Source organism: Alteromonas sp. a30, assembly GCF_026788005.1.
GTDB lineage: Bacteria > Pseudomonadota > Gammaproteobacteria > Enterobacterales > Alteromonadaceae > Paraneptunicella.
The window spans coordinates 1-10865 of the sequence record NZ_JABEPE010000037.1 but is presented as its reverse complement, the minus strand read 5'-3'; the positions used below and the strand labels follow the sequence as shown (position 1 = coordinate 10865).

Below are 10865 nucleotides of genomic sequence, written 5' to 3'. Positions count from 1 at the left end.
ATTGCCTCTAACATACTCAGCGGCTTTAAATTAAAAGCCAATCAAATGCCCAAAGTAGCGGATGTGCTCACCGCCACACTCACCCGAAGCAACGTTGATTTACGTATGTTAGGTGAAACCATGACTTACGTGGCCCCCATTGCCAGCAAATTTGGCGCAAGTATTGAAGAAGCCAGCGCATTAGCGGGAATGCTGGGGAACGTGGGAATTCAAGGCTCAATGGCAGGCACGGCGATGCGAACCATGTACAACAATATTGCTTCTCACACGCCCGCCATCAAAGCACTGGAAGAACTCGGCATTCAATCGCGTTTAGAGGATGGCAACATGCGCGCATTGCCAGAAATTTTGTCGGAGATTGCCGAAAAAACCGAAAGCATGGGCGCAGGTCAGCAGCTTGAAATCTTCAAACTCATTGCAGGTAAAGAAGCCGGAGCCGCCTTTGCTGAGCTGGTTAGCCAAAGCGGTAGCGCGGAAATCAGCAAATTTATGCAAGTGTTAAAAGGTGCCAACGGTGAAGCGGCGCGCATCGCCGCACAAATGGCCGATAACACCGCTGGCGACATCAAAGCCATGCAATCGGCGTGGGAAGGTTTATCAATAAGTATTGCCAGCACCAATACCTCGCCCCTTCGCCAGATGATTCAAGGCGTTACCCGTATTATTAGTCGGGTAAATACGTGGGTGCAGCAAAACCCCGAACTGGCGGGGCAATTACTGCATATTGTAGCATTCATTGGCGCAGCGGTTACGGTGGGCGGCGCGTTAGCGCTTGCCATTGCGGGCACACTTGGCCCGCTTGCCATGATGACTTATTCCCTACGTTTGATGTGGATTCAAACCCTAGCCAGCAGCACGGCCATGAAAAGCTTCCTGCTGTTTATCGGTGGTGGCGTATTAAAAGCGGTTGCTAGCATTGCCCGCATTACCAAAGCCACATGGTTAATGAACATCGCCCTAAACGCCAATCCCATTGGGCTAATGATGACAGGCATAGCCGCTTTAATTGGTATTGGTTGGTTGCTGTACAACAATTGGGAGAAAGTGAGCGCTGGTTTAGGCAAAGCATTTGATTGGCTGCGTGAAAAATTTAGCTGGATAGATAAAACCGCCAAAGTGGTGGGCGGGTTATGGGATGCGGTATTTGGCAATGAGGAAACCGAAAAAACGCTGAAACTAAACCAGCAAATTCAGCGCGAAACGGTCAATCCCAAAACGGCAAACCAAGAAGCTTTCAATCAAAAAATGGCAAATCAAAATGCTATCAGCCCCGCCAAACAAGTGATTTCCGGCAGCCTGTTAGCGGCGAGCATGACGGCACCGGCTGTGGCATATGACGCACCATTAATAACAACAGCGCAATCTGGCGCGAGCGAGATTCAAAAAAACACACAACATCAAACGCCCATTACCAAACCCGCCTTAAGCCCAAACGTGTCGATTAGTTATGGCGATGTGAATATTTACGCTTCAAACACGGCATCTAGCGCGGGCCAAGGAAACCAACAAGTAAGTGTTCCTCAAAATAACAATGCACTGGTTGCGCTTATTCATGAGGAGTGGGACAGGCGCGAAGCACAAGCGCTATCACGTGTGCGCTCTAGGCTCTATGACTAATAGAAAGCGAATGAATAAAAAAGGAATCCGCATCATGATGTTAATACTCGGTTTATTTGTGTTTTCCGTTGACACCACACCTTATCAACAACTCAAGCGCGCCAGCTCCCAGCGCTGGGCAAGTAACAGCCGAATTGGCGCACGGCCTCACTATCAATACCTTGGGCCAGATGAAGAAAGCATCGCACTAAGCGGCACACTTTACCCCGAATTAACCGGTGGACAGCAAGATTTAGCCATGCTCAATGCAATGGCATTAAGTGGCAAACCTTACGCTTTACTCAGCGGTAATGGCGAGGCACTGGGTTTATGGGTAATTGAACAAGTAGAAGAAACCCACAGCCATTTTCACCGCAATGGTGCGGCCCGAAAAATTGCGTTCAATTTGTCGTTAAAACGGGTGGATGATGACAAAGCCCAGCCAGCCACCTTAGGTGGTTTTGTAAACCAACTGATTAACGAAAACAGTTTAATTGCATGACCTACCGCCCCGCATTCGATATTCGCCTTGAAGGCCGCCCCATTGCCGACGAGCTTTCCACGCGATTAATTGACCTAACGCTCACCGACAAACGCGGATTAGAAGCCGATCAGCTCGATTTAACCATTAGCGATCACGATGGGCGCGTGGTCATACCCTCTCGCGGCGTAGTGCTGACTTGCGCCATAGGTTGGCAGTCCCAAGGCGAACCGGAATTAGTCGATAAAGGCCGCTTTATTGTGGATGAAGTAGAACACTCAGGCGCACCGGATAAACTCATTATTCGCGCTCGTAGCGCCGATTTTCGAGAAGGCTTTAAAACACAAAAAGAACGCTCTTGGCATCAACAAACCCTAGGGCAGATTGTTAACACCCTCGCCAAAGAAAACCAGCTTACCGCCAATATTGAATCCAGCCTTTCAAACACAGCGATTTCTCACATTGATCAAACCAACGAATCTGACGCTAACTTTTTAACGCGCCTCGCTAAGCAACACGACGCCATTATTACCGTAAAAAATGGGCAATTGCTTGTGCTGCCTATCGGCAACGGGAAAACCATAAACAAAACCATTCCGACAATGACTCTAACAAGGCAAGACGGCGACAAGCACCGATTCACCATCGCTGACAGAGAATCCACCTTTAGCGGTGTAAAAGCCAAATGGCATGATACAAACAGCGCGAAAACTCGCGTTGTTATTATTGGTGAAAATGATAACCTCAAAACTCTTCGGCAAACCTATTCCTCGGAAAGTACAGCAAGGAAAGAAGCCGAAGCAGAATGGAAACGGCTACAGCGAGCTAAACAACAAATGGAACTCACTTTAGCCCACGGCAACCCCGAACTATTCCCGCAGATGCCCGTAAAGCTTGAGGGCTGGAAAGCCAGCATAGACGAGGTTCAATGGCAGTTATGGGAGGTTGTTCACAGCATTAATGGAAGTGGGTTTGTGAGTCGGGTGAGGTTGGAGGTTGCTAATAATGCAACCGTCTAATGGAATGATTTCATTCTGAGTTTTCTGCTACTCATACCTTTTTGAAAGAGTGAACGATGGATTTCTTAAAACAATCAGCAAGATCTTTAGGGATTAAGCACCTTTATAAATACAGGGCTTTCGATCCTAGTAATACCCAATTTGTAGAAACTATTTTTAAAAAAAACGAGCTTTATTTTCCTTCTCCAAGCGGGCTAAATGATCCTTTCGAATGTCAATTTCGACTTTCGGTTGGGGATTTAAATGATTTGGAGTATCAATCTCGTCATCGCCATTGGGCATATGGTACACAAAAGCATTTACCTCCTGTGAAAACAGCGGAAGAATTTTTTAAGCACTACAGCACCTTCACCCAGAAGGAACATGCAGAAATAGCTCAATATACTAGAGATGAATGCTATATAAGGTTCAACTCTAAGTGGGGAATTTTTAGTTTATCTAGTGAACCAGAAAACGTATTGATGTGGGCACACTATGCAAATAATCACAGGGGATTTTGTTTAGAATTCGATACCAGCAATGACTATTTTGGAAGAGCTTGGAAAGTTGAGTATGTCGACAAGATAAAAGAGCGTGATATTGTAGACTTTAATGAATCCGATGCATTCAAAATACTTCTCACAAAAACAAACGATTGGCGTTATGAGTCTGAGTATCGAGTATTAGCTAATTGGAAAGATGATGTTCCCGGCCTGCCAATTCTCTCAGAGCAGAGAGTTTCAAACTTTCCAGTTGATGCTTTATCAAGTGTAATATTTGGCGTTCGTATGTCTGATGACGATATTACAATTGTTCGCGGTTGGCTGGGGGAAGAACATAAAAATATTAAACTTAAAAAAGTCCACCTTGATAAAGATGGTTCTTTGTTTATAGAAGAAATATGAATGAGATGAGAGCAACCTGAGATTAACATAACCTCCTAGTTACGCCAAAACCAAATCGTAACCACCATTCAAGCCTCTACAAATAGGAGGCTTTTCTCGACATTTCAAGGTGACAAAAGTGCACATTTTCTTGCGTATGAAAAACGCAAGGGTTAGTATCTTATCCGGTTTTTAAATCATTTTTAGTTAGAGAGAATTATTATGTTGAAACATATCAAGTCAGTTTGTGCCGTCCTGCTTGCGCTTTCGTTTGTATCTCCTGCTCAGGCATCCGACGATTGGCTTAACCAGCTATTTCCGTGGTTGTCTTCATTAACAGGTAGCGTTGAAACGCAAGGTGTAGGTTTTGGGTTTGGCGACCCAAGAACTCAAGAAAAAGAAACGATTTACGTCGCAAATGGTGTTGGGTTTGGTTTCGGCCACCCCCCTAACAGTGATAATGCAGTAACTACATCGGGTGTAGGTTTTGGTGGCGGTGATCCCGTCTCAACTCAAGACTGATAAAATAAAGGACAATAATAAAGATGAGTATTTCACTCGCGTTTGCGTTATCCCTTCTTTGGGTGTTGCTTTTGGTCGGAGCTTGTGTCCTTAACTACACCAAATCCCGTGATAACCTATACCGCAGTAGCTTGTTTGTGTTGTTTATGTATGCCGCAGGTCATTTTACTTATTCAATATGGTTAATGCCTACGTATTCAGCTGAGTTAGTCAAAGTGCATTATCTGTTTTCTGCTGCAATGCAGGGTATTGTTGCCTTTGGTTTGTTCTTTATAAACAGGAAAAAGTTGACGCTCATGATGGGCTTAACTGTTATCTTGTTTGCACTAGAAACTATACTGACTTATGCCGTTCATATCGACAGAAACGTAATGGCGCTTAATGGGGCGGCAGAGCCAAATATGTTAAAACAGCAAGCTTGGTTCTTATGGGATATGAGGAATATTATTTCAACAGTTAACAGCTTTACCGTCTTGGTTGCTGTGGTTCTAGGTAAGGTTTACAAGGTTGATACAACGGATTCAGTAGAACTGTATGACATCGTTCAAAAAGTTGAAGATTTCGTTAAGGGTTGGGAAGATTCAGCACTTAAAAGAGAGATTCTTATGTTGCTTGATGACTCTGCCGATGCTTTGTTACATTGGGGGGATGGGCTTCAACCACACCTTCTTTCTGGCACATTGCTTCTTGAAAAGGCTATTGAACTTAGCTACTACGAACCAGACAGAAGCAACTGCGGAAAGTTCGCGCGCTTCATGTACTGGCTAAGAAGTTAGGATTTAAACAAATCCTCATTATTAAACTCGATATTTAAAAGTCGGCGTAGGGGAACCTCGCCGATTTTTGTTTTTTGTGAAAGTGCCACCAAAAACTCAAAGTTAATTTTTCCTCTATTAAGAAACAAATTGAATGTTTTTACTTCTTTTTCATCTACTTTGCGGTCATGCAAGTGCTCAAGAAAATCAGCAACGCCATTGTAATCGGTTTGGATCAAATACCTAACACGCCTTTTTAAAAGCTCCTGACTGTTTAGTTCATACTCAAACATAGGTTTTTCTCTTTCTTCGGTCATTAGTTCGTCCATTCTAACACTTCACATAACAATGTTTCTAAGCAATATATTAAGTGATCTTTGACAATCCCCCCTGTTGGTTAATTTTAATGTACACCTAATGGATAGTTTTTCATCTGAATATATTCATAATGTCTTAACCTGCTCAATGCAGGCTTTTATAACTTATTGGAGAATTTAAGATGAAAAAAGTTGTCCTCACTTTCACTTTCGGCTTGATTTTGTTCGCTAAATGGGTATATTTCAACCCCGCAGAGATGGTGGGTGAAAAAATGACTCGACCTTTATCATCCGTAGATGATGGCGGCTTGAAGTCGGAGTCGGATCTATTAATAGCCAATGGTGGCGGCTTAAAACCCGATCCTTTAATCATCAATGGCGGAGGCTTGAAACCCGATCCTGTGTTGAATAATGGTGGCGGCCTAAAGCCTGATCCTCACGTAACGAATGACAGTGGTTTAAAACCTAATCCTCTAATTGCTAATGGTGGCGGCTTAAAACCGGACCCTCTAATTAAGGGTAATGATAGCCTTAAACCAGTAAATGGCAGCAATGACAAACTAAAAGCGTTGTATGAAAGACTTTTTGCTTAGTATTGATAACAATATGTTCTACTTTTACTCGCTGGCGCTGCTGGCGAGTATCCTTAAGAACAGAGAATTTTGTTCGTTATCGTTAACCACATTAATTGTGCTTGTTGCTAATTTAACCATGTTACAAATCAGAGAACCCTTGATGATGTTCGCGGCGGGTTCTGGTCATGTCACTTGGCAAATTTGGTTCGGCGCATGGGCTAGCGCTAATTTGTTGGTGGTATCGTGTATTTACTTTGCTCACCGTCGATTGAATATGGATACCAGCAAAGTATCGAGTCTTGTTGGTTTTCATTATGTTGCCTTGTGTGCGCTGCAATGCCTAGGCTACATAGATGAAATCTATTTCGATTCAACCACGTTAGATCTTATTTACCGTTTTGGTGTACCGACGATTAACATCAGTATTGGCGTAACAATACTAGGCTTTTTGTTATTGAGGAGAGAACAGTATGCAAGAATTTATCGACTTTTTGCCCGCGCTTAACACTATCACAGACGCCATTGTATTAGTGCTAATGTTTGGCATTCTTGCTGCTTGTATCTGGATGCAGAAAAAGAAGTTTGTGTCCTCTAAATCACCTGAAGCCATTTATAACCGCTCGGTAGCTTGGTATCAGAACATTATGGCGATGCCTGTAGCAGAAAGAGCCCAAGAGTTAGAACAATGGGCTAACTACACAAAGAAGCTTCCTCATCCTAAAAATGATGTGAAAATAATGGATTGCTAGCTGATTTTCTTGTTGGCTCTTGGCTTGGTAACAGGTAATCCGGCGTTACCGGTATGCATGTTGAAGAACTTTCTGGCCAATGTGCTTAAGGCTTCGGGCGTTGTTTCTGGCGTAGTCGCCAAAATTCCCATCTGAATTCCGTCGTTAATACTGTTAATGTAATCTTCCATCAATTGCTCTGGATCAGTGAGCGATACTAATCCATCTAACAAATTAGATGTATTGCCGAAAACACTTTCATCAATTCCGAGCACTTTGGCGTAAACACTCAGCTCTGGCTCAATGTCCATTCTGCATCCATTTTCAATGGCTTTAATGCCTGCTAACTGAATTTTGTTGTCGCCCGCTTGGGCGTTGACCTTTTCTGCCAGCTCGGATTGCGTCCAGTTTTTACTCACTCGCGCTTTGGCTATTTGCAAGCCCACACTTTGGCGAAAATCATCAATCGCGCCTCTGCCTTTGGCGAGCCAATTTACATTCACTCCCAAAATATCAGCCGCTGTAATTAATCGAGCTGTTGGAAAACCATCCTTTTTCCAGTTGTTGAAATACGGAGAGCTTACCCCTAGCGCACGGCAAAACTCGGCTTTTGTTTGCCGTGAGCTTTTCAAAACCAGCTCTATTCGCTGAATTACATCGTCTGTCATAAGTCACCTCTAATAAAGATTATCTTTATATTTGACTTAAAATAAAAGTAAGATTATCTTAACTTTTATAATTAATATTTTCTTAACTCATTATTTGCTACAAGGCGACTTATGGCTAGACCTTCAAAACCACTGATAGGAATTGACCCAGAGATCTCGATGGAAGAAGCCCTGAAATACACATCGGGCAACCAAAAAGAGCTTGCTCAAGCTTTGGGAACTACGCAGGCATCTGTGGGAGTTTGGAAGAAAGGAAACGGAAAGCTACCGCCTTTGTTTGCTTATCGCTTCGTCAGTGTTTTTAAAAATCGCTGCCAAGAACAATTGAAGATGATTAACGAGAAGTCTGGAAAAGTCCTATGAAAATTCAATGCCCACATTGCAAGTCGAGCTGTACTAATCGCAAATCGAACCAAGTTTCTCCTATGTATCGGGAAATCACGTTCACTTGCGACAACCTTGAATGCGGCCATGTATTCGTTGCAGCCATTTCTCCAATTCGCACCATTTCGCTTTCTTCAATGCCGGATCTGTCTGTGCATATTCCGCTGTCTTCACGCATTCGAAAAGACGATTTAGTGAAAACAATGGGAACAGCTTATTCCGGTAAGTCGTAATCAGATTTTAAAACCAATGATAAAAGGGAGACACCAAGATGATCATTGCTGAAATTGGGCACGTTACGTTTGAACTCGCCAACATAAAAGACTCAGAAAACCTGTTAAGGATCATGAGCGAAGCCAAGCTTGTTGATTGGGAATATTTCGATAGCGATAAAACCTATTACTACAAAGAAGGCGCTATCTTGCTCGATATTTCCTTAAAAATAGGAAACGTGCTTAGCAAGGATGAGTTTGACGCATGTATAGCTGAGCGAAAAGCACAGGCATCCAAGGAGCAAGCTAATGTTTAAATCAGTCAAAAACTGGTTTAACCCAAGCGGGTATTTACTGCTTTTCTATTTCTTGATGTTTTATGCAAGGCATAGCGTTATTGCGAAAACGTTCAGGAAATTAAAGCCAGTTCAAGCTGCACCTTTGTCTTCCTCACAGAAAAAATCATCATCAGATGGATTTTTTGAGGCGTAACAATGAAGCAGGACATTAACAAGGCTGTGTTTAACCGTTTAATGATGATGACAACGGAAGAAGGTGCTTATGCAAGCTGACATCCGCGATAGCATCGTTAAACAACTTGAACGTGATTATGACCTAAAGCGCAGCGATGATGGTGAATGGTTGCAACAAGGACGCTGCCCAAAGTGCAATAAAAAGGAATTGTTTATTCATGCCAAAGCGCCTTGGCTATTAAAGTGCGGACGGGAAAATAAGTGCGGTGAATCGTGGCACACAAAAGAGTTATACCCAGATGCGTTTAAGCAGTTTAATCAGCGTTATCAGCCAACCCCACAAAACCCCAACGCCACGGCAGATGCTTATCTTTCGATGGCGCGCGGCTTTAATATTGGCAAGATAAAAGGTTGGTATCGTCAGGAGAAGTTCTGGCATCCCAATGCGGATAAAGGCACGGCAACCGTGCGTTTCGATATTGATCGCGCCAATGACATTTACATGGAGCGTTTAATTGAAGAAGTGACCATTACGGATAAAGAGGGCCACAAAGAAAAGCGCAAGGCGCACTTTGGTGGCGCATACCGTGGTTTATGGTGGCAACCACCGGCAATGGAGCTGAAATCCGGTGATACGGTTTGGATTGTTGAAGGTTGTATGGATGCCATTGCGCTGAATTTAAACGGGCAAAAAGCGGTGGCGAATTTGGCGTGTCACAACTACCCCGAAAAATCCATTAATCGTCTGCAAAATAAAAAGCGCATTACCTTTGTATGGGCGCTAGACCCCGATGCAGCGGGCCGAAGGTATACAAAAAAGCATTATCAGCGGGCGCGAGCCGATGGACTGCAAACGGAAGTGGCCACTATCCCAACGGCTAAGCTCGGTAAAAAAGTGGATTGGAACGACCTGCACATTCAGGAAAAGCTAACGCATATCGACCGCGAAAACTATTTGTATCACGGCAAGTTGTTAGTAGCAGAAAACGCGCTATCAAAAGCGTTGTTAATGTGGCAGAAGAAAAACATCAACGGATTTTGTTTCGACTTCAATTATCGGTTGTATTGGTTCGATTTAGATATAGACAAATACACGAAATCGCTAGAAGACATCGAGCGTAACGACGAGGGTGAAACTGAGCAACAAATCAAGTTAAAAGCCGCGCAGCAATCTGGCGCATTAACGGAAATCGCCAATTGCAAACCCACGTTTTTGTATTTCCAAGCCAACAAAATCACCGATGAAAGCTGGTATTACTGCAAAGTGGAATTTCCCCACGGCGGTAAAACCATTAAAAACACCTTCACAGGTGGGCAAATGGCAGCGGCGGCAGAGTTTAAAAAGCGTTTGTTATCTATTGCACCCGGCGGCTTATTTACGGGATCTTCATCACAATTAAACTGGATGGTACGTAACCATATTCACAATATTAAAGTAGTCGATACCATTGATTTCATCGGCTACAGCAAAGAGCACAAAGCCTATGTTTACAACGATATTGCGATTAGCAATGGCAAGGCTTACCCCATTAACGATGAAGATTTTTTCGAAATCGACAAGCTAGCCGTAAAAAGCCTAAACCAAAGTTTTACCCTGAACATTGGGACGCAATCCAAATACAGAAACGATTGGGCGCAATTGGTTTATCAAGCCTTTGGAGAAAAAGGTTTGGTGGCGGTGAGCTTTTGGCTTGGCAGTTTGTTTGCCGAGCAAATTCGAGGTATTCACAAAAGCTATCCGTTTTTGGAGATTATGGGGGAAGCCGGTGCAGGTAAAACCACGTTAGTCGAATTTATGTGGAAGCTACTTGGCAAGGCAGATGAAGAAGGTTTCGACCCTTCTAAAGCCACAGCGGCGGCGATTAGCCGTAAGTTTTCCCAAGTGAGTAATTTGCCGGTGGTGCTAATTGAGGCTGACCGCGAAGAAGATACCGCGAAGTCTAAAAAATTTGATTGGGATGAGCTAAAAACCGCTTACAACGGCAGAGCGAGCCGCGCGCGAGGCATGAAAAACAGTGGCAATGAAACCTATGAGCCACCGTTTCGTGGGGCCATTGTGATTAGCCAAAACGCCGCTGTGACTGCTTCTGAAGCAATTCTTCAGCGGATCATTCACTTACATTTTGATAAGTCGCACCACAGCGAAACCAGCAAAGCGGCAACGGATGAAATGAACATTCTGCCGGTTGAGCATCTTAGTTACTTTTTACACTTAGCCACCAAAAACGAAAAGCTGATCATGGACTTGGTGAAGTCCCACACGCCGATTTAT

15 protein-coding genes are annotated in these 10865 nt (G+C 43.7%); 13 read left to right on the top strand and 2 right to left on the bottom strand.

Annotation, left to right across the window (positions count from 1 at the left end; all coding sequences use genetic code 11):
• From HJG39_RS18515 to HJG39_RS18490, 6 genes are all read left to right on the top strand, one after another.
• A partial coding sequence (locus HJG39_RS18515) for a phage tail tape measure protein (RefSeq protein ID WP_268411810.1) occupies positions 1-1617 on the top strand: 1617 nt, incomplete at its 5' end.
• Between the two features lie 10 nt (positions 1618-1627).
• On the top strand, positions 1628-2098 hold the full coding sequence (locus HJG39_RS18510; RefSeq protein WP_268411808.1) for a phage tail protein: 471 nt from the start codon (positions 1628-1630) through the stop codon (positions 2096-2098).
• Positions 2095-3096: a phage late control D family protein gene (locus HJG39_RS18505; protein ID WP_268411806.1), complete on the top strand. Its 1002-nt coding sequence runs from the start codon at positions 2095-2097 to the stop codon at positions 3094-3096. Before HJG39_RS18510 ends, HJG39_RS18505 begins: the two co-directional genes overlap by 4 nt.
• 56 nt (positions 3097-3152) lie before the next feature.
• Complete coding sequence (locus HJG39_RS18500) at positions 3153-3980, top strand: DUF2971 domain-containing protein (protein ID WP_268411804.1); 828 nt, start codon at positions 3153-3155, stop codon at positions 3978-3980.
• A 201-nt stretch (positions 3981-4181) separates the two neighbouring features.
• Positions 4182-4481: a hypothetical protein gene (locus HJG39_RS18495; RefSeq protein ID WP_268411802.1), complete on the top strand. Its 300-nt coding sequence runs from the start codon at positions 4182-4184 to the stop codon at positions 4479-4481.
• A gap of 23 nt (positions 4482-4504) precedes the next feature.
• Positions 4505-5257 carry a hypothetical protein gene (locus tag HJG39_RS18490; protein WP_268411800.1) on the top strand — a complete coding sequence of 251 codons (753 nt, stop codon included), beginning with the start codon at positions 4505-4507 and terminating at the stop codon, positions 5255-5257.
• On the opposite strand, the gene HJG39_RS18485 is transcribed toward HJG39_RS18490, so the two are convergent.
• Positions 5254-5553, bottom strand: a complete 300-nt coding sequence (locus tag HJG39_RS18485; RefSeq protein ID WP_268411798.1) for a hypothetical protein — start codon at positions 5551-5553, stop codon at positions 5254-5256. The two genes, HJG39_RS18490 and HJG39_RS18485, sit on opposite strands and share 4 nt — an antisense overlap.
• 182 nt (positions 5554-5735) lie before the next feature.
• Here HJG39_RS18485 and HJG39_RS18480 point away from each other — a divergent pair, with 182 nt between their 5' ends.
• Genes HJG39_RS18480 through HJG39_RS18470 form a run of 3 tightly spaced genes read left to right on the top strand, consistent with a single transcriptional unit; the run spans position 5736 to position 6877 of the window.
• A complete protein-coding gene (locus HJG39_RS18480) occupies positions 5736-6146 on the top strand; it encodes a hypothetical protein (protein ID WP_268411796.1) in 411 nt (136 codons plus the stop codon).
• A complete protein-coding gene (locus tag HJG39_RS18475; RefSeq protein WP_268411795.1) occupies positions 6127-6633 on the top strand; it encodes a hypothetical protein in 507 nt (168 codons plus the stop codon). Before HJG39_RS18480 ends, HJG39_RS18475 begins: the two co-directional genes overlap by 20 nt.
• Positions 6599-6877 carry a hypothetical protein gene (locus tag HJG39_RS18470; protein WP_268411793.1) on the top strand — a complete coding sequence of 93 codons (279 nt, stop codon included), beginning with the start codon at positions 6599-6601 and terminating at the stop codon, positions 6875-6877. Before HJG39_RS18475 ends, HJG39_RS18470 begins: the two co-directional genes overlap by 35 nt.
• Here HJG39_RS18470 and HJG39_RS18465 read toward each other — a convergent pair.
• Positions 6874-7524, bottom strand: coding sequence for a helix-turn-helix transcriptional regulator (locus HJG39_RS18465; RefSeq protein ID WP_268411792.1), 651 nt, complete (start codon positions 7522-7524; stop codon positions 6874-6876). The two genes, HJG39_RS18470 and HJG39_RS18465, sit on opposite strands and share 4 nt — an antisense overlap.
• Before the next feature lie 111 nt (positions 7525-7635).
• Between HJG39_RS18465 and HJG39_RS18460 the strand changes: the two genes are divergently transcribed.
• The 4 genes from HJG39_RS18460 to HJG39_RS18445 all read left to right on the top strand — a co-directional run.
• The gene (locus HJG39_RS18460) at positions 7636-7887 is read left to right on the top strand and encodes a hypothetical protein (RefSeq protein WP_268411789.1); all 252 of its coding nucleotides are present in this window, start codon (positions 7636-7638) and stop codon (positions 7885-7887) included.
• A complete protein-coding gene (locus HJG39_RS18455; protein WP_268411787.1) occupies positions 7884-8141 on the top strand; it encodes an ogr/Delta-like zinc finger family protein in 258 nt (85 codons plus the stop codon). The genes HJG39_RS18460 and HJG39_RS18455 overlap by 4 nt, the downstream gene beginning before the upstream one ends.
• Before the next feature lie 38 nt (positions 8142-8179).
• Entirely contained in the window at positions 8180-8437 is a 258-nt protein-coding gene (locus tag HJG39_RS18450) for a hypothetical protein (RefSeq protein ID WP_268411786.1), read from the top strand.
• A 244-nt stretch (positions 8438-8681) separates the two neighbouring features.
• On the top strand, positions 8682-10865 hold a 2184-nt coding region (locus tag HJG39_RS18445; RefSeq protein WP_268411784.1), incomplete at its 3' end, for a toprim domain-containing protein.